The 17,736-nt window shown below is 72.1% G+C and carries 15 protein-coding genes and 1 tRNA gene; 8 read left to right on the forward strand and 8 right to left on the reverse strand.

What is annotated here, in order from left to right:
* Positions 1-212: 212 nt before the first annotated feature.
* Positions 213-524 (reverse strand): hypothetical protein, encoded by a 312-nt coding sequence (locus tag ACIPTO_RS22710; RefSeq protein ID WP_033285529.1) that lies wholly within the window; start codon positions 522-524, stop codon positions 213-215.
* Between the two features lie 357 nt (positions 525-881).
* On the opposite strand from ACIPTO_RS22710, the gene ACIPTO_RS22715 reads away from it, so the two are divergent.
* Positions 882-1,757, forward strand: coding sequence for a bifunctional DNA primase/polymerase (locus ACIPTO_RS22715; protein ID WP_401194977.1), 876 nt, complete (start codon positions 882-884; stop codon positions 1,755-1,757).
* Between the two features lie 75 nt (positions 1,758-1,832).
* Here the strand turns inward: ACIPTO_RS22715 and ACIPTO_RS22720 are convergent.
* The 3 genes from ACIPTO_RS22720 to ACIPTO_RS22730 all read right to left on the reverse strand — a co-directional run bounded on the left by ACIPTO_RS22720 (position 1,833) and on the right by ACIPTO_RS22730 (position 4,634).
* Positions 1,833-1,919 (reverse strand) — tRNA-Ser (locus tag ACIPTO_RS22720).
* A gap of 92 nt (positions 1,920-2,011) precedes the next feature.
* Entirely contained in the window at positions 2,012-2,875 is an 864-nt protein-coding gene (locus ACIPTO_RS22725; protein ID WP_401194984.1) for a GNAT family N-acetyltransferase, read from the reverse strand.
* Positions 2,876-3,080: 205 nt separating this feature from the next.
* Positions 3,081-4,634 (reverse strand): S1C family serine protease, encoded by a 1,554-nt coding sequence (locus tag ACIPTO_RS22730; protein WP_401194987.1) that lies wholly within the window; start codon positions 4,632-4,634, stop codon positions 3,081-3,083.
* Between the two features lie 339 nt (positions 4,635-4,973).
* Between ACIPTO_RS22730 and ACIPTO_RS22735 the strand changes: the two genes are divergently transcribed.
* The 3 genes from ACIPTO_RS22735 to ACIPTO_RS22745 all read left to right on the forward strand — a co-directional run bounded on the left by ACIPTO_RS22735 (position 4,974) and on the right by ACIPTO_RS22745 (position 8,026).
* On the forward strand, positions 4,974-5,816 hold the full coding sequence (locus tag ACIPTO_RS22735) for a glycerophosphodiester phosphodiesterase (RefSeq protein WP_366318910.1): 843 nt from the start codon (positions 4,974-4,976) through the stop codon (positions 5,814-5,816).
* A gap of 230 nt (positions 5,817-6,046) precedes the next feature.
* Positions 6,047-6,598: an ATP-binding protein gene (locus ACIPTO_RS22740; RefSeq protein WP_401194989.1), complete on the forward strand. Its 552-nt coding sequence runs from the start codon at positions 6,047-6,049 to the stop codon at positions 6,596-6,598.
* Between the two features lie 438 nt (positions 6,599-7,036).
* Positions 7,037-8,026 (forward strand): DUF5926 family protein, encoded by a 990-nt coding sequence (locus ACIPTO_RS22745; RefSeq protein WP_401194992.1) that lies wholly within the window; start codon positions 7,037-7,039, stop codon positions 8,024-8,026.
* A 244-nt stretch (positions 8,027-8,270) separates the two neighbouring features.
* On the opposite strand, the gene ACIPTO_RS22750 is transcribed toward ACIPTO_RS22745, so the two are convergent.
* Together ACIPTO_RS22750 and ACIPTO_RS22755 are read right to left on the reverse strand one after the other, a co-directional pair.
* Positions 8,271-8,873, reverse strand: a complete 603-nt coding sequence (locus tag ACIPTO_RS22750) for a hypothetical protein (protein WP_401194994.1) — start codon at positions 8,871-8,873, stop codon at positions 8,271-8,273.
* A gap of 56 nt (positions 8,874-8,929) precedes the next feature.
* Entirely contained in the window at positions 8,930-9,595 is a 666-nt protein-coding gene (locus ACIPTO_RS22755; protein WP_366318904.1) for a bifunctional DNA primase/polymerase, read from the reverse strand.
* A gap of 457 nt (positions 9,596-10,052) precedes the next feature.
* Here ACIPTO_RS22755 and ACIPTO_RS22760 point away from each other — a divergent pair, with 457 nt between their 5' ends.
* The 4 genes from ACIPTO_RS22760 (at position 10,053) to ACIPTO_RS22775 (ending at position 16,015) form a co-directional block, all read left to right on the forward strand.
* Entirely contained in the window at positions 10,053-11,597 is a 1,545-nt protein-coding gene (locus tag ACIPTO_RS22760) for a PP2C family protein-serine/threonine phosphatase (protein WP_401195461.1), read from the forward strand.
* 103 nt (positions 11,598-11,700) lie between these two features.
* The gene (locus ACIPTO_RS22765) at positions 11,701-13,167 is read left to right on the forward strand and encodes an aminopeptidase P family protein (RefSeq protein WP_366318902.1); all 1,467 of its coding nucleotides are present in this window, start codon (positions 11,701-11,703) and stop codon (positions 13,165-13,167) included.
* A 129-nt stretch (positions 13,168-13,296) separates the two neighbouring features.
* On the forward strand, positions 13,297-14,670 hold the full coding sequence (locus ACIPTO_RS22770) for a PLP-dependent aminotransferase family protein (RefSeq protein WP_401194997.1): 1,374 nt from the start codon (positions 13,297-13,299) through the stop codon (positions 14,668-14,670).
* Positions 14,671-14,788: 118 nt separating this feature from the next.
* On the forward strand, positions 14,789-16,015 hold the full coding sequence (locus ACIPTO_RS22775; protein ID WP_366318898.1) for an MFS transporter: 1,227 nt from the start codon (positions 14,789-14,791) through the stop codon (positions 16,013-16,015).
* Here ACIPTO_RS22775 and ACIPTO_RS22780 read toward each other — a convergent pair.
* Positions 15,990-16,823 (reverse strand): triphosphoribosyl-dephospho-CoA synthase, encoded by an 834-nt coding sequence (locus ACIPTO_RS22780; protein WP_401195001.1) that lies wholly within the window; start codon positions 16,821-16,823, stop codon positions 15,990-15,992. The two genes, ACIPTO_RS22775 and ACIPTO_RS22780, sit on opposite strands and share 26 nt — an antisense overlap.
* Before the next feature lie 9 nt (positions 16,824-16,832).
* Positions 16,833-17,717, reverse strand: a complete 885-nt coding sequence (locus tag ACIPTO_RS22785) for an intradiol ring-cleavage dioxygenase (protein WP_401195463.1) — start codon at positions 17,715-17,717, stop codon at positions 16,833-16,835.
* Between the last annotated feature and the right edge of the window lie 19 nt (positions 17,718-17,736).

Genomic DNA, 17,736 nt, shown 5'->3' on the forward strand with positions numbered 1-17,736 from the left:
GAGGGTTTCTGACTGTCCGTCAGATACCGTGCACTGTCAAGGTCGTTCCCCGCGGGTGGCTCGCGCCGAGCGCCCCGTCAACGGGCACGCGCGCGTGGAACACGAAAAACGCCTGCGCGGCGGCACCGAAGTGCCACCGCGCAGACGCGTTACGACCCCAGAGAGCACACCTCACACACCCCCGCGCATCCCCACGCGGAAGCGGGGTTCGGCTACCAGAAGTTGGCGAAGTTGACGGCGACGTTCGAGTTTCCCTGGTTGATGGCGGTGAACGCGGACCCGTTGACCTGGGCGGTGTTGCTCTGGTTCGAGGCCCCGGAGCCGACCGCCTGCTGCTGCGTGGTGGACGAGTTGCCCTTGTTGTCGTGCCCGACCCCGCTCCCGCTGACGGTCGCCACACCCGCGTTCGATCCGTTGCCCGCGATGGCGCCGTTGTCCGCCGCCGCGACGCCGGTGAAGAGGGCGGCTGCCAGCGGGAGGGCGGAGACGGCGGCGATGACGCGGGCGGTACGGATGCTTGCCATGTTGTTCCTCCAGAACAAGGTACGTACCGGCTTCGTAGCCGAACGCACATGAAGTACGGCTTCTACCAGGGCAGTTGGCCGACCGCCTCGGTGTGGTGCACGACGTCGCGGAACCAGAGTTGCCCACCGCATCCCCGGCGAACCAGAGCGGAAGGGGTTATTCCCCCTGAAGCGTGATGACAAGTCGATAAACCCCTCCAGTCGCCCCGAAGCCGCAGTTCAGTGCAGTACGGACAGTCCGCCCCAGGCGCCCCAAGAGGCGAAGCGTTCCGCCAGATTTCCGGCCTTTCCGCCCGGCCCGGCGCGTCGGCACCGCCCCCTCTTCCCTTTTTCGAACATGCGTACGAACATGGAGGCATGGCCACCACCGACCGGCAGGCCACGACGCTGGCCCTCGCACACGCCCTGTCAGCCGCCGAACGCGGACTGGCCGTGATCCCCCTGTCCCGCACCAAGCTCCCGGCCCTGCGCTCCCCCCACCGCGACGACCCCGACCCGGCGGGCCCGATCTGCCACGGCGCGTGCGGACGCATGGGCCACGGGGTGTACGACGCCTCGACCGACCCGGCGCGCATCCGCGAACTGTTCGCCGCCGCGCCCTGGGCCACCGGCTACGGCATCGCGTGCGGACTGCCGCCGTACCACCTGATCGGCATCGACCTCGACACCAAGTCCGGTACCGACTCCTCGGCCGCGCTGCGCGAACTCGCCCTGCGCCACCTGTTCACGATCCCCGAGACCGTCGTCGTGCTGACCCCCAGCGGTGGCCGCCACCTCTGGCTCAGCGGCCCGCCCGACGTGATCGTCCCCAACTCCGCGGGCCGGCTCGCGCCCGGCATCGACATCCGCGGCGCGGGCGGCTACCTCGTAGGTCCCGGCTCCCGCACCGACCACGGCCTCTACGGCGCCGCCCCCGCCACCGCCCACCTCGCCCCCGCGCCCTGCCCGCCCTCGCTCCTGCGCCTCCTGCTCCCCCCGCCCCGCAGCACCCACCACCCCACACCGGCGTCGACCGGCCAGCACGGCCAGGGGCTCGTCCAGTTCGTCCTCGCGGCCCACGAAGGCCAACGCAACACCCGCCTCTTCTGGGCGGCCTGCCGCGCCTACGAGAACGACATCGGACCCGCACTCGTCGACCCCCTGGTCGAGGCGGCCGTACGCACGGGGCTGACGGAACGGGAGGCCCGGGCGACGATCGCGTCGGCGGCCCGGATGACACGACACCGGCCGTGAGACGGGTCCCGGGCGCGCTCGGAGCGGACACGCGTAAGGGGCGTCCTCGATGGAGGACGCCCCTTACGAACACTGCGGTGGGTGTGGGATTTGAACCCACGGTCACATCGCTGCGACGACGGTTTTCAAGACCGTTCCCTTAGGCCGCTCGGGCAACCCACCTGTGCAGCCGCCCACCAGGGACGGAGCGGGTACAGCGTACCGGGCCCGGGGCGCGTGCGGGGTCGTGGTCCGGGTTCGGTGGGCGGGGGCGGTCAGCGGGGTGGGGCGGCCGGGAAGTCGTAGACGGCCCAGTCGGTGATGCGGACGTAGCCGAGGCGTTGGTAGAGCGCGTTGCTGGTGGGGTTGCCCGGGTCGGTGAAGAGGACAACGTCCGTCGCGCCCGTGGCCAGCGCGGCTCGGGTCACCTCGGCCGTCACGGCGCCCGCGTAGCCGCGGCCCCGGAGGTGGGCCGGGGTGTACACGGGGTCCACGCGGACCATGCCGCCGATCCTCGCGGTCGCGCCCGCGAGGGACACCGGGGTGCCGTCCGGGGTCTCCCAGAAGGTGAAGTGCTTGTCCGCGAAGCGGGTGTCGGCCCAGGAGTCGGGGAGGACCTCGTCCACGGCCGCGGCGAACTCCCGGCACCAGTGGACCACTTGGCCGTGGTCCTGCTCGCCCGCGAGCCGGCCGGCGCCCTCCGGGAACGGCTCCTGCGGGGTGAGCGTGCCGAGGCGGTACAGGTGGAGCCTGGTACGGAAGGCCGGCGTCACGCCCGTGTGCCGTCGCCAGGCCTCGGCGAACACGGTGGCGGTGTCCTCGTCCGCGGTGACGTAGGGAAGCGTGTATCCGCGGTCCACCAGCCGGGCGGCGAGGGTGTCGGCCTGGTCGGGGGTGAGGGCGGTGGGGGCGAGGCCGCGGGACGGGAGGCGGTAGAAGGTGGCCTCGACCCTTCCCGCCCGCTCCAGTCGGCCGAACAGCGTTGCCTGGTCGGCGTGTTCGGCCGGACCCCGCGTGCGCAGCTTCTCCAGCACCGTCAACTGCTGGGTGTGCAGGGCGGGTCGCGAACGCAGGAACTCCCCGCTTCCGGCGAGGAAGTCGTCCAGGTCTTCGGTGAGGTGCCAGGCGTCCGGTCGCATGGTTCATGATGCCGCGGGCGCCGGGCTCCTCGGGACGGTGGCCGTGAGGTTCTCGACGGGCCTCGGTGAGACGCCGTTGCGGCTTCCGGCGGTGTGCACGCGCGCGTGAGGCCGTCGTGACGCACGCACGCGTGGAGGGCGAAAAACGGCCGGGCCGGGCAAGGATTCCCCTGCCCGGCCCGGCCGTTGGACGTGTGACGTCAGGTCAGCTGTCGCCGACCCTCGATCCCAGGGTCAGTTCCGTCGTGTGCTCCGAACCGCCGCGCTTGTAGGTGATCGTCACCTTGTCGCCCGGCTTGTGGGTCCAGATCTCGCCGATCAGGGTCGGGCCGCTGTCGATCACCGAGTCGTCGAGCTTGGTGATGACGTCGCCGGCCTTGAGGCCCGCCTTGGCCGCCGGACCGCCGGCCTCGACCGAGGAGGCGCCGCTGACGCCCTCGGCGGTGATCGTCGCCCCGGAGGTGCTGTCCTCCAGGGAGACGGAGGCGCCGATCTTGGCGTACACCGGCTTGCCGGTCTTGATCAGCTGCTGGGCGACGTACTTCGCCTGGTTGATCGGGATGGCGAAGCCCAGGCCGATCGAACCGGACTGGCTGCTGGAGCCGAGGCCGCCGCTGCTGGTCGACTGGATCGCCGAGTTGATGCCGATGACCGAGCCCTGCGCGTCGAGCAGCGGGCCGCCCGAGTTGCCGGGGTTGATCGAGGCGTCGGTCTGCAGGGCGCTCATGTACGACGCCTTGCTGGTGGAACTGCCGTCGCTGGAGGCCACCGGGCGGTTCTTGGCGCTGATGATGCCCGTGGTCACCGTGTTCGACAGCCCGAAGGGGGCGCCGATCGCGATCGTCTCGTCGCCGACGGCGATCTTGTCCGAGTCGCCGAGGGCGAGCGGCTTGAGGTTGCTGGGGGCGTTCTTGAGCTTGATGACCGCGACGTCGTAGCCCTGCGCGTGCCCGACGATCTCGGCGTTGTACTTCTTGCCGTCAGGGAAGGTGGCCGTGAGCTTGCCGCCGTCGACCGCGTCGGCGACGACGTGGTTGTTGGTGACGATGTGGCCCTGGGTGTCGAACACGAAGCCCGTGCCCGTGCCGCCCTCGCCGCTGGTGCTCTCGGCCTCGATGGTCACCGTGCTGGGCAGCGCCTTGGCGGCGACGCCCGCCACCGTGCCCGGGTCGCGCTTCACGGAGGCGCTGCTGCCGGTGTCGGCGGAGACGGTGGTGGAGTTGCTGTTGTCGTCGTGGTCCTTGGCCAGGGTGTAGCCGAGGCCACCGCCCAGGCCGCCGGCGACCAGCGCGGCGATCAGCACCGCGGCGATCAGGCCACCGCGTCCGCCGCCGGCCTTCTTGGGCGCGGGCTGCTGCTGGTACGGCGCGCCCCAGCCGCCGCCGGCTCCGGCGCCGTCACCTCCGTAGCCGCCGTACCCGCCGCCGGCCGCGTCACCGCCGTAGCCGCCGACGCCCTCGCCGCCGTACGCGCCCGTGCCCGCGCCGCTGTCGGCGTACGACGGGGTGGCGGGCGGCGGGGGCGGCCAGGAGGCGTCGGGAGCGGATCCCGTGCCCTGCGGGGGCGTGGCGGCGTACGCCGGCGCGGGGCCGGCGTGCGGTGTGCCTCCCGGGGCGCCCGGAGGCACCGGCGGGAGCTGCGTCGTGGGAGCGCCCGCTTCGGGCGCGGCCGCCTGCGGGGAAGCTGCGGGAGATTCCACCGGCACAGGAGGTGCAGACGGGGCCGGGGGTACCTCAGTGCCCTCGTTCTCGGTGCTCACAGCTCTTCTCCTCGGTCCACGGCTGTTGTTCTCGGAAGCATGCGGTCACACTCTTCACGCTTGTCGATGGGTCCGGCGCGAAACAGCTGTGCATGTGCTTTTGTATGCCGTCAGCTTTTCCCACCGGCCGTCAGAGCACCATAAGCGGTGCCTGTGGGTTCATGGCGAACCTTTATAAGGGATCTGTCGGACTAAAACGACATACCCGCTACGAGCCACCCACGGCCCTCCACGCAGACCTCCCTGCGGCCCGCCCAGCGGCCGTTCCCGAGGCCCGCTCGGGGCCTCCTACGACCCTTCGGTTCCACGCCTTCCCCGTCGCGGTGGCACCATGACGCGGTGACCCTCGCACGGCAGCACCGGATCCAAGTCATCGCCCATCGCGGAGCCTCCGAAGAGGCCCCCGAGCACACCCTGGCCGCCTACAAGAAGGCGATCGAGGACGGTGCGGACGCCCTCGAATGCGATGTACGGCTGACTGCCGACGGCCATCTCGTCTGCGTCCACGACCGCCGCGTCAACCGCACGTCGAACGGACGCGGCGCGGTCTCGGCCCTGGAGCTCGCCGACCTGGCCGCCCTCGACTTCGGGTCCTGGAAGGCCCGCGACAGCCGTGACTCCTGGAAGACGCGCGACGAGGAGCCCGACTGGGAGCACCTCCCGGAGGACCGCGAGGACACCTCCGTCCTCACCCTGGAGCGGCTGCTCGAACTCGTCGCGGACGCGGGCCGGCGGGTGGAGCTGGCCATCGAGACGAAGCATCCGACGCGCTGGGCGGGTCAGGTCGAGGAACGGCTGCTGGTCCTCCTGAAGCGCTTCGGGCTGGACGCCCCGGCCACCGCCGCCGACTCCCCGGTACGGGTCATGAGCTTCTCGGCGCGCTCGCTGCACCGGGTGCGGGCCGCCTCCCCGACGCTGCCCACGGTCTACCTGCTGCAGTTCCTCTCGCCCCGCCTGAGGGACGGTCGACTTCCGGCCGGTGTCCGGATCGCAGGCCCCTCGATCCGCATCGTGCGCAATCACCCTGCGTATATCGAGCGGCTGAAAAACGCCGGTAACCAGGTGCATGTATGGACGGTCAACGAGCCCGAGGACGTCGATCTCTGCGTTGACCTGGGCATTGACGCCATCATCACCAACCGGCCGCGGGCTGTTCTGAGCCAGCTCGGCCGCACACTCTGAACAACCTCATAAAGACCGCCAAACACCCCTTGACCCGGGCACCTCACCTGCACCATCCTCCGAACTCGGCCACACCGTCGAAAACAAGCCACCCGGTCACAGGGAGTGCTCCGGCGCGTTCGGTCCGTGTTCGATCGCTGCGAGTGCGTCACTGAACGTGGATTGGCCGGTTTCCGGTTCAGGCCAATGGGGCATCCACACCGTGGCGTGGGGCGAAGGAGGTCTCGGGGGTGGCGTTGGTGGTGGCACAGGAGGTGCCCACGTCGTCGAGCATGGCCGTAACCCATGGCCCTGCGGGCGTGGGGGAAGCAAGGCATCGCATGCGCGACCAGCTGCGCACGGGCGGTGTGTCGGAAGCGGTCATCGACGATGCCGTACTGATCCTTTCCGAACTTCTGAGCAACGCGTGCAAGCACGGTCGGCCCCTGGGCGACGCCCTGGCCGGTGACGGTGACGTCCGGTGCGCCTGGCGCGTGGAGACCGGCGGGCGGCTCACGGTCGAGGTGACGGACGGCGGCGGCCCGACCCGCCCGGCTCCGGCCACCCCGTCGGTGACGGCGCACGGCGGACGCGGGCTGAACATCATCACGGCACTGGCGGACGACTGGGGTGTCCGGGACGACACCCGGGGCGAGGTCACGGTGTGGGTGGTCGTGCACGTCGACGTTCATGATCCGGATGCCGGACACCGACGCGACGACTTCGCTACGCGCGTCACCGCGCCCACCGTCTCCGCGATCCCCCGGCTGGAGTTCGCGGACGCGTTCGACGACCTGGACTGACCACCGGTCCGCACTGGTCCAGCCCGATCCGCACAGCTCCAGTCCGGTCCGCGCAGGTCCAGTCCGGTCGGCACCAGCACTCACCGACCGCAACGCACCGGCACACCCCGGCCCACACCAGGTCGGCACGAGCCCGCACTGGTCGCCGCTGATCCACATCGGTCTGCATCCAGTCACACCGGCCCGCACCAGTACCCACCGGTCCCCAGCGGTCGACACCGATCCGCATCCGCTCGACGCCGACACCCACCGGTCGACACCGATCCACACCCGGTCGATGCCGACAGCACCGGTCGACACCGACCCGCACCACCGGCGTGTCGTCCACAGCCCGCCGTTCCCCACTCGCCCGGCTTGTCCACAGGCGCCCGTCGGTCGTGGCGTGAACGGCTAGGCTCCCGCCCGTACGAGACGAGCCGTAACCGGGAGACACCCACGATGGCCAAGAAGCGCCCCCAGACCACGGCCAAGCGGCCGCAGCTCAGCGACGGGGCCCGCGCCGCGGGCGCTGATGGAGACTTTCCGGTCGTCGGTGCCCGCGAGCCCTGCCCCTGCGGCAGCGGCCGCCGCTACAAGGCCTGCCACGGCCGCGCCGCCGCCCACGCCGTGACCGAGCTGGTCCAGCGCCCCTTCGACGGACTGCCCGGCGAGGGCGACTGGGTGGCCCTGCGCGAGCTGGTCCCCGCGGCCACGGTCGCGCTGCCCCTCAAGGGCGGCCTCCCCGAAGGCGTCCCGTCGGTCACGCTCGCCACGGTGCTGCCGATGGCCTGGCCGGCCCTGCGCCGGGACGACGGCTCGGTGCTGCTCGGCCTGCAGAACGACACGGCCTCCGGCGACATCAGCCGCGACCTCGCCGACACCCTCCAGCGCGCGCTGACCGCCGAGCCGGGCACTCCGGTGCAGGCGCGACGCGCCCCGGCCGACGGTCCGCGGCTGCAGGATCTGCTCGACCCTGAAGGCGCGTTCGAGCCAGTTGTGCACCCGGGCTTCGAGTTCTGGGTCCCGGAGGCGGAGAACGCGTCACCTGAGGTGACCGCCTCCCTGGAGCGTGCCAACGCCGCCGCCATCCCGACCGTGAAGCTCCAGGGCGTCGACGCCGCGTACTGGTGCGAGACCCCGGACAAGAACCATCTGCGCTGGGTCATGCCGTACCCGGAGGAGCAGCTTCTGGACGGACTCGCCCGGCTGCACGCGGCGGGCCGCTCAAGTCTCGGCGAGGGCACCCGTCTCGTGGGGTCCTTCCGTGCTCACGGTCTCACCGTGCCCGTGTGGGACCTTCCGAGCGGGCTCGGCGCGGACGACATCGAGAAGCCGGCGGCGGAGTTCGCCGAGCGCCTCACCGCCGCTCTGGCCACGGATGTCCCGCTCACCCCGGACGAGCGTCGTGCCCGGGGCGGTCTCACCAACCGGCAGGTCACGCTGAGCTGACACCCGGAAGGGCGCAGGGGTTCGACTGAACGGCCGTTCAGTCGGAACAGGCCTGTTCACTCCGGTGACCCCTGTCACAACTCCCCGTTGTGAAAGGGAAGTCGGTGTCCGAATAGCCGAGATCGAATTTGCGAACCGCCGATCTCTTGTTACCGTTCGAGTAGCCCGGTTGCTGGTGCATCCCCCGTCGCCAGCAACCGGGTCTTTTCATGCCCGGCCGCTGTTTACGGAACGACGCCGTCCGTCAACTCGTCGTAGAGGTCGAGGAGTTGCTCCCCGAGCGCAGCAACAGCGGCCCGTCACCGCCCCGCCCGGCGAATTCCGCGACGGCCGTGTAGGCCGCCAGTTCGCCCCGTGTCCGCTCCCGGGGTGTCTCGCACAGCGCGGGCTCGTCCTCGGCCTCCACGACGCAGTGCATCTGCACGGTGCGGTCCCCCGGCCCCATGAGGCTCAGCACCGCGTCCAGGTCGTCGCCGGTCGCGTTCCGGTAGTAGGTGCGCGCCCAGCTGTCCTCACCCTGTGTCATGACGCAGGTCTGCGCCTCGATGCCGTCGGGGGAGGAGAGTTCGGGCCCGCAGCGGGCCGCCGTGGCGAGTCCCAGGCCGAGCGTCAGCGGGGAGCGGGCCGGCGAGGGCTCGGCGGACGGCGCCTTGGCGTCACCGCCGGAGGAGCGGGAGGAGTCCGAGGAGCGGGACACGTCGGTGGTGTCCGAGGAGCCCGGGCCGCGGACCAGGGAGCGTACGACCGCGTGACCCTCGTCGCGTACGGGTCCCGCGGACGCCACGGCCAGCGGCAGCGCGACCGCGCACACCGCGACGCCCGCGAGGGCGAGCAGACGAAGGTTCATGTGTCGGAAGATAACGACCAACTACGGGCGCCACGTTCCGCGCACGCCCGACACCCCTACAACTCGGGGGCGCTCACACCCGTACGAGTGAGGGCCTCGACCACGGCGTCCACCACGGCCTCGACGTCGGGGACCCAGGGCGAGGCGGAGCCGGGCAGTGGTGCGCGCTCCCAGTGGATCTGGCCCTGGCCGGTCTCGGAGGGGGGCAGGGCGAGGTAGCCGCCCTCGCCGTGGAAGCGGAGCGAGCCGGGGACGTGGTCCTTGGCGTAGAGCAGTTCGCCCAGTTGCTCCAGGGAGTACGGCTTGACGAGCAGCGACCAGCGGGTGGGCGCGGCGACGACCGGGCCGAGGCGCATGCCCTGGCTGTCGAGCGCGGCCAGGGCGCGGGCGGCGGCGGGTGCGGGCAGGCTGACCGCGCAGGGGGCCTTGTCGCCGGTGGCGAGGACGATCGGGGCCGTGGGCCGGTTGCCCCACCACCAGCGCACCATGCGGGCGTCGGTGGTGGCCGCGAGGAGGCCCGGGTCGAAGGGATGGGCTCCGGGCACCGTGCACTCGGGGTCCGGACAGCCGCAGCGGGCCCGGCCCTGAGGATCCGGTGCCACGCCCGGAAGTACGGGCCATTGCCATTCCGTCGCGAAGGTCAGGGCCGCGCTGAGCATCTCAGACCTCCTGTTGTCTCGCCTGGACAGGAGCCTGCGTCGCTTTCCGAGGATCTCGCGCATGAGCGCTCGTTCCTTTCCGTTGCACCGCTGGCAACACCGAGGACCACATCACACCATGTGTCGATCACTTCACTGTGCGTACCTGTTGGCGCATCACACCCCTGCCTTCGGCAAGGGGAGCCCGTACGTGCTGAAAAGCGTGGGCGTGGCGTGGGGGTGGCGAAGTATGGCGTTTGCCGTCCCGCGTATTTCTCTCCGCCTCCGCCACGGGAGGATGGGGCACGATCGTCGGTGGTTAAGACGCCCGGGTCCCTCACCAGGTTCCGGGTGGCCCCCGCCACCCCTGGCCTTCTCCGAGTACGTACCCATCACGACCGCTGTGACGCTCCGTCGAGCAAGCCCAGTCGACCGCAATGGACCGTCCCCTGATGCAGTTTTAAGCCAACTTTGCCAATCCGCAAGGGGAGAGCGAAATACACCCGGTAAACCCATGGACACCAGGAATCCCGGCAGGACAATGCTGGACATCCCCTCACGAGTGCGTGTACATGTGGAGACACTGCTTGCGGCGCAGAATGACATGGGGGTTTGCGATGCTTTTGAGCAATACGCACCGGTCGGAAAGCCGGACGCCATGAACGCCCCTCACCCTCCGAAAGTGGCCGGAATCGATTCAACGGTTCCCTCGCCCGCACACACTGTCGCGCCCGCGTCCGCCGCCACCGGGACCCCTCCCAGCCCCACCTCTCACACCCAGAACACGCAGGAAACCGCTCCGAACGCGCCAGGCACCCTGCTCCAGGACCGGCTCGCCGGCTGGGTCTCCGATCTCACGACCCTCCATGAACTCACGGAGCGGCTGGCACGCACGGACGCACTCGACGAAGCGCTCCAGGAGCTGCTGCGCGCCGGAGCCGCCCTGGTGGGCGCCCGGCGCGGACTCGTCGTCCTGGAGCCCGGCGACGGACTCGGCCCCCGCACCACCATCGGCCTCGGCCTCGACCGCTCCGACCTCGGCCACATCGAGACGGTCCCGCGCGGGGCGATGTCGTACGGCCAGATCCTCGACGGCGTTCCCGGCGGCGAGGGGGGCGAGATCGCGCACCCGGACCTGTTCGCCGAGGACGCCCTCGACCCGCGCCACCGCGAGGTCGCCGTACGCCTGGGCTACGCGGCCAGTTACGCGCTGCCGCTGGCGAGCGACGCGGCCGGGCGTCTCGGGGCCGCCGTGTGGCTGTACGACGAGCCCGCCGAGCCGGTCGAGCGGCAGCGCCACCTCGTCGGCCTGTACGCCCGCTACGCCACCGAGCACCTCGCCCGTGTCCTCGAGGTCGAGCGCACGCGCGCGTGCATGGCGACCATCGCCGAGGAGCTGCTGCCGTCCCGGCTCCCCCGGGTGGCCGGGGTGCAGCTCGCCGCGCTGCACCGCACGGGTCCGCGCGGCGGCGGTGACTGGTACGACGCGCTGCCGCTGCCCGATGCCGCGCTCGGGCTCGCGGTCGGCTCGGTGACCGGTTCCGGGCCGAGCGCGATCGCCGCGATGGGCCGGCTCCGCGCGTCCCTGCGGGCGTACGCGGTGATGGAGGGCGAGGACCCGGTCGCGGTCCTGTCCGACCTCGAACTGCTCCTGAGACTCACCGAGCCCGCCCGCTCGGCCACCGCCCTGTTCGCCTACTGCGAGCCCGCGCTGCGCAAGATCACCCTGGCCGGCGCCGGGCACAGCCCGCCCCTCCTGGTGGGCGAGCGGCGCACGGAGTTCGTCGAGACGTCGGTGTCCGCGCCCCTGGGCATGCTGGCCTGCTGGGAGGCGCCGAGCGTGGAGCTGGAGGCGGAGCCCGGCGAGACGGTCCTGCTCTACACGGACGGCCTGCTGCACCGCACCGGCGACCCCATGGACCGTGCCTTCGCCCGTCTGCACGCGGCGGCGGCCGGTGTCCCCAGGGCGCTGCGCGACGACCCGGCCAAGATCGCCGACCACGTCCTGCGGACGGTCCTGCCGGACGGCCTCGACACGGCCGACAGCGACGAGGACGTCGTCCTCCTGGCGGCCCGTTTCGAGTAGGGGTCCGTAGTCGTCCGGACGCCATGTGTAACAGGCCATACGGCCCTGGACCCCCTTCCGTACGACCGTACGATGGACGGGGTCCAGTGCCGTATCTAGGAGGATGACCGTGGCCGACGAGCTCAATCCGGAGACCCCGGAAGCGGAGCCTGAGGAGCCCATCAAGAAGCGGAAGAACGGCCTGTACCCGGGCGTCTCCGACGAGTTGGCCGAGAGCATGAAGTCCGGCTGGGCCGACACCGAGCTGCACGACCTGCAGCCCGTCGAGCAGGCCGGGCACACCGCCCGCCGCCGTGCCGCGCTCTCCGCGCGCTTCCCGGGCGAGCGCCTGGTGATCCCCGCGGGCAACCTGAAGACCCGCTCGAACGACACCGAGTACCCCTTCCGGGCGTCGGTCGAGTACGCGTACCTGACGGGCAACCTCACCGAGGACGGCGTTCTCGTCCTGGAGCCCACGGCGGACGGCCACAAGGCGACGATCTACCTCCTGCCGCGCTCCGACCGCGAGAACGGCGAGTTCTGGCTCTCCGGCCAGGGCGAGCTGTGGGTCGGCCGCCGCCACTCCCTCACCGAGGCCGAGCGGCTCTACGGCATCCCCGCCTCCGACGTCCGCGAGCTGCCCGACGCCCTGCGCGAGGCCACCGGACCCGTCCGGGTCGTCCGGAGCCACGACGCCGGCATCGAGGCCGCGCTGACCGACAAGGTCACCGCCGAGCGCGACGAGGAACTGCGGGTCTTCCTCTCCGAAGCACGCCTGGTCAAGGACGAGTTCGAGGTCGCCGAGCTGCAGAAGGCCGTCGACTCGACGGCCCGCGGCTTCGAGGACGTCGTGCGCGTGCTCGACAAGGCCGAGGCCACCAGCGAGCGCTACATCGAGGGCACGTTCTTCCTCCGCGCGCGTGTGGAGGGCAACGACGTCGGCTACGGCTCGATCTGCGCCGCAGGCCCGCACGCCACCACCCTGCACTGGGTGCGCAACGACGGTCCGGTCCGCTCCGGCGACCTGCTCCTCCTGGACGCCGGCGTCGAGACGCACACCCTGTACACCGCCGACATCACCCGCACCCTGCCGGTCAACGGCCGCTTCAGCGAGATCCAGAAGCAGGTCTACGACGCCGTCTACGAGGCCCAGGAGGCCGGTATCGCGGCGGTCCAGCCGGGCGGCAAGTACCGCGACTTCCACGACGCGGCGCAGCGCGTGCTGGCCGAGCGGGTCGTCGAGTGGGGCCTGGTCGAGGGGCCCGTGGAGCGCGTCCTGGAGCTGGGTCTCCAGCGCCGGTGGACGCTGCACGGCACGGGCCACATGCTCGGCCTGGACGTCCACGACTGCGCGGCCGCGCGGACCGAGACGTACGTCGAGGGCACCCTGGAGCCCGGCATGGTCCTCACGGTGGAGCCCGGCCTGTACTTCCAGGCGGACGACCTCACCGTCCCCGAGGAGTACCGGGGCATCGGTGTCCGCATCGAGGACGACATCCTGGTGACCGAGGACGGCAACCGGAACCTCTCGGACGGCCTGCCCAGGACCTCGGCCGAGGTCGAGAGCTGGATGGCATCCCTCAAGGGCTGACGGTCGTCGGCGGGCACCTGATACAAGACTGATGGCCGGGCACACCTGCGGTGTCCGGCCATTGGTGTGCCGATCGTGTGCCCCGGGGAGGGCATTTTTCATGAACGCGCCTAGGGGGAGGGCTTTTTCGTGAACGACTTCTGGTCAGGTGTCGGCGTCGACCTGCACGTGGAACCCGACCCGGAGGGCGGCCGGAGGGCCGGTCTCGAACGCGCCCTCCGGGACGCCGTCCGGGACGGCCGCCTCGCCCCCGGCACCCGTCTCCCGGCGACCCGCCGTCTCGCGGCCGAACTCGGCGTCTCCAGGGGCACCGCGAAGGCGGCCTACGACCAGCTCGTGGCCGAGGGCTACCTCACCGCGCGCCAGGGGTCCGGCACCCAGGTCGCGCTGCTGCCCTCCGTCGACGCGGAGGCACCGGGCGCGGCGGCACGCGCGCGTGTGCCCCGTTTCGACCTGCGGCCCGGCAGCCCCGACGTCGGCGCGTTCCCGGCGGCGGCCTGGCTGCGCTCCCTGCGCCGCGCCATCGCGACGGCACCCTCCCTGGCGTACGACTACGGGGACCCGCGCGGCCGGATCGAGCTGCGGACGGCGCTGTCGGGGTACCTGGGGCGGGCGCGCGGGGTGATCGCGCCGCCGGAGCGGATCGTGATCACCTCCGGGTACGTCCAGGGGCTCGCGCTCCTCACGCGCGTGCTCGACGGCTCCAGGGTGGCCATGGAGGACCCGGGGCTGCCCTTCCACCGGGAGGTGGTCCGGCACAACGGCGGCCGTGTGGTGCCCGTAGGGGTCGACGAACGGGGCGCCCGGGCCGAGGAGTTGGGGGACGTGGCGGCCGTGGTGGTGACACCGGCCCACCAGTACCCGACGGGCGTCACCCTGCACCCCGAACGCAGACGCGCGCTCACCGACTGGGCACGCGCGCGTGGGGGCCTGATCGTCGAGGACGACTACGACGGGGAGTTCCGCTACGACCGTCAGCCCGTGGGCGCGCTCCAGGGGATGGCACCGGGCCAGGTCGTGTACCTGGGGACCGCGTCCAAGACCCTCGGACCGGCGCTGCGGCTGGGCTGGATGGTGCTGCCGCCACACCTGGTCGACGCGGTCGCCGACGCCAAGCTGCACAGCGACCACCACACCGAGACCATCGGCCAGCTGGCACTCGCCGAACTGATCGACAGCCATGCCTACGACCGGCACGTGCGCGCGTGCCGACTGCGGTACCGGCGCCGCCGCGACCAGCTCCTCGGCCGGCTGGGGGCGCAGGCGAACGTGTACGGCATCGCGGCGGGGCTGCACGCCCTGGTGGAGGTACCCGACGAGGAAGCGGCGCTCGCGCGGGCGGAGAAGGAGGGGCTCGCGGTGGGGCGGCTGGGTGAGCACTGGCACTCGCCGGGGCCGGACGCAGGGCGGCCACAGGGGCTGGTGGTCGGATACGGGACGCCCAGGGAGCGGGTCTATCCGGACGCGCTGGAGGCGCTGGGCCGGGTGCTGGACGGGACCTGACGGGACCCGACGGGGTCTGGCGGGGGTCTGACAGCGCCTGACGAGGTCCAATTGGGCCAATAAAAGGGGCAGTGATTGGGCCTCTTCACAGGCCCACTGGGCTTCTAACGTCGTAGCCATGACGAACTCGCTCGTCCCGCCCGCAGGACCGCACCGCACCCTGGCGCTCGCCCAGTTGACCAACTCGGTCGGCGACGGCGCCTACTACGTGACCTCGGCGCTGTACTTCACCCACGTCGTCGGGCTCGCCCCCGCGCGCGTGGGGCTCGGGCTCACCCTCGCGTGGGCCGTCGGTTCGCTGGTCGGGGTGCCGCTGGGGCGGCTGGCCGACCGGCGCGGGCCGCGCGGGACGGCGGTGCTGCTGGCGCTGGCCACGGGGCTCGCGGTGGCGTCCTTCCTCGTCGTCCGGGGCTTCGTGCCGTTCGTGATCGCCGCGTGCGCCTACGCCTCCGCGCAGTCGGGGCTCGCGGCGGCCCGGCAGGCGCTGCTGGCGGGGCTGGTGTCCGCCGGGGAGCGGACCGGGCTGCTGGCGCACCTCCAGTCGACGCTGAACGCCGGTCTCGCGGTCGGCGCGGGACTCGGCGGGCTCGCGCTGCGGGCGGGGACGCGGTCGGCGTACCTCGGGGTGTTCGCGCTGGACGCGGTGAGCTTCCTGGTGTGCGCCGGGCTGCTGCTGCGGCTGCCGTCGGTGCGCGGCGCGCGGGTGCGGAAGGCCGGCGGGCTCGGGGTGCTGCGGGACCGGCCGTACGCCGTCGTCACGCTGCTCAACACCGTGCTGCTGCTCCGGATGCCGTTGCTCAGCCTCGGGCTGCCGCTGTGGATCGCCGAGCGGACCGACGCGCCGACCTGGCTGGTCTCCGCGCTGTTCGTGCTCAACACCGGGGCGGTGATGGCCTTCCAGGTGCGGACGGCCCGCGGGATCACGGGGCTCGCGTCGGCCACGCGCGCGGTGCGCCGGTCCGGCTGGATCATGCTGACGGCCTGCGCGGTGTTCGCACTGTCGGCGGGCGCGTCGCCGTGGGTGGCCGTGGCGGCGCTGGTGGTCGGCGCCGTACTCCAAGTGGCCGCCGAGATGGGCCAGTCGGCGGGTTCCTGGCAGCTCTCCTTCGACCTGGCCCCGGCCGACCGGGTGGGCGAGTACCAGGGCTTCTTCGGGACCGGCGTCACGGTCGCCCGGACGATGGGCCCCCTGGTGCTCACGTCCCTCCTCCTGGAGTGGGGGACACCGGGCTGGCTGCTGCTGGGCGGAGCGACGGTCATGGCGTCGTACGCGATGGGGCCGGCGGTGCGGCGGGCGGCGGAACGCGGTGAAGTGGCCGTCAGGCAGCCGGTGGTGACGAGCTGACCGGCAGCGAGTCCAGGAACAGCGCGCCCGCCAGGAGTCCCGCGCTTCCGCGTGGGCTCCACGCGCGCGTGTGGAGGTCGGTGTCGAAGGCGGACAGTGCCCGGGCGCCCTCCTCCGTGGCCGTGCCGCCCGTCTCCAGGATCGCGCGGGCGCCCGCCTGGACGTGCCGCAGCCCCAACGGGCCCGCCGTATGCAGGAGTTCGGTGTCCTGGAGGGTGGACATCACGGTGAGGAGCGCGTCCAGGCGGGCCTGGGTCTCCGTGGCGCCGCTCGCGCGGACCGTGCCGAGGGTGTCCAACGCCCGCCGTACGTGCGGGAATCCGGCCTTGGCCTCGCCGCGCGCACCGGCCGCGCCGTACGTGGCCGAGATCGACGAACCGCGTGAGGGGCGGCGCGGGGCGCGCCGGTCGGGATGGGTGGCGATGCGCTTCGCGGTCGCGGCGACGTCCTTCGCCCCGGCACGGGGGTCGAGGGCGGCGGCGGCCACCAGGAGGCCCAGCGCCCACAGGGCACCCCGGTGGCCGCCGCCCGCGAGGGCCAGGGAATGTTCGGCGCAGCGGCCTATCGCGCCCAGTTCGGCGCGGAGTTGAGGGGTGGGCTCGCCGGTGCGGCGGGCGGCGGCGGCCATCGCCGCGAGGCCGGGGACCAGCGCCTTGGCCGACCAGCGCAGGGCGCGGTGGTCCACCCGGGTCGTCCGGGCGGCCAGGTCGCGCGGGTCGGGCAGCCCCGGCTTGGGAGCCAGCGCCAGTTGCCCGGTCAGCGCGTCCACGGCGGCCCGCGCCAAAGCCTCGTCCTCGCGGCTCTGCATCGTCGTACCTTACGAGGAGGCGGAGGCCGAGGGGGAGGGGCTTGCGCCGTCGGACGGCGGCGCGCCCGTGGGGGCGCCGCTGGGCGGTGTGCCGCCTCCGCCGCTGCCCGCGCCGGTGTTCTCCGCGTCCGGGTCGACGCCGAGCGTCAGGGAGCCCTTGTAGCCCTTGGACGGGTCCTTCTTGTGCACGGCCTTGAGGGTGAGCAGACCGCTGGCTGCGCCTCCGCCGTCGTAGACCATGTCGTCGGCGAGGACGGTGTAGGTGCCTGTGTGCTTCGCGTACGGGTCGAGGGTGAAGATCTCCTCGGCGATGTCGTCGGCGAAGAACAGCTGGCCGGTGTAGTTGACCTTGCCGCCCTCGTAGGTGCCGTCCGCCTTCTCGCCGCCGGTGTGCACCTTGACGTGGATGTGGCAGGTGCGGGGTGTGTACCAGCCCGGGAAGATCGTCTCGAACTTGACGACCCCGTTGGCGTTGGCGACCTGGTAGCCCCGCAGATACGTCTGGTCGTTGGCCGAGTCGCCCTCCTCGCTCTCGGCGGGGGCGGAGCCGCCGGGGTTGGCGGTGGTGTAGCCGGAGTAGTAGCCCCAGGCGTCGCAGTGCCAGATCTCGACGGCCGCGCCCTTGACCGGGGTGCAGCCGTCGGTGGCGTCGACGACGGTCAGGCGCAGGGTGAGCGGGACGCCTGCCTTGCCCTCGGTGATGTCCTTGCGCACCAGGGCGCCGTCGAGGTAGTAGGGGCCCTCCGTGACGCTCGTCATCAGCGTCATGCACTCACCGCTGGTGGAGCCGGCGGAGGCCGAGGCGTCCGCGTCGGTGGTGTCGGCCGTGTCGGCGAACGCCGACTGGAGGCCGCCCACCACGAGTCCGCCGGCGACGACCGTCCCGCCGGTCACCGCGAGGGCGCGGCGCCGG

This window comes from Streptomyces sp. NPDC090083 (genome assembly GCF_044747445.1).
GTDB lineage: Bacteria > Actinomycetota > Actinomycetes > Streptomycetales > Streptomycetaceae > Streptomyces.

Excerpts from the sequence above, each read along its gene's own strand:
- ACIPTO_RS22710 (WP_033285529.1), bottom strand. The coding sequence starts at position 524 with ATGGCAAGCATCCGTACCGCCCGCGTCATCGCCGCCGTCTCCGCCCTC.
- ACIPTO_RS22715 (WP_401194977.1), top strand. The coding sequence starts at position 882 with ATGGCCACCACCGACCGGCAGGCCACGACGCTGGCCCTCGCACACGCC.
- ACIPTO_RS22725 (WP_401194984.1), bottom strand. The coding sequence starts at position 2,875 with ATGCGACCGGACGCCTGGCACCTCACCGAAGACCTGGACGACTTCCTC.
- ACIPTO_RS22745 (WP_401194992.1), top strand. The coding sequence starts at position 7,037 with ATGGCCAAGAAGCGCCCCCAGACCACGGCCAAGCGGCCGCAGCTCAGC.
- ACIPTO_RS22750 (WP_401194994.1), bottom strand. The coding sequence starts at position 8,873 with ATGAACCTTCGTCTGCTCGCCCTCGCGGGCGTCGCGGTGTGCGCGGTC.
- ACIPTO_RS22755 (WP_366318904.1), bottom strand. The coding sequence starts at position 9,595 with ATGCGCGAGATCCTCGGAAAGCGACGCAGGCTCCTGTCCAGGCGAGAC.
- ACIPTO_RS22760 (WP_401195461.1), top strand. The coding sequence starts at position 10,053 with ATGCTGGACATCCCCTCACGAGTGCGTGTACATGTGGAGACACTGCTT.
- ACIPTO_RS22765 (WP_366318902.1), top strand. The coding sequence starts at position 11,701 with ATGACCGTGGCCGACGAGCTCAATCCGGAGACCCCGGAAGCGGAGCCT.
- ACIPTO_RS22775 (WP_366318898.1), top strand. The coding sequence starts at position 14,789 with ATGACGAACTCGCTCGTCCCGCCCGCAGGACCGCACCGCACCCTGGCG.
- ACIPTO_RS22780 (WP_401195001.1), bottom strand. The coding sequence starts at position 16,823 with ATGCAGAGCCGCGAGGACGAGGCTTTGGCGCGGGCCGCCGTGGACGCG.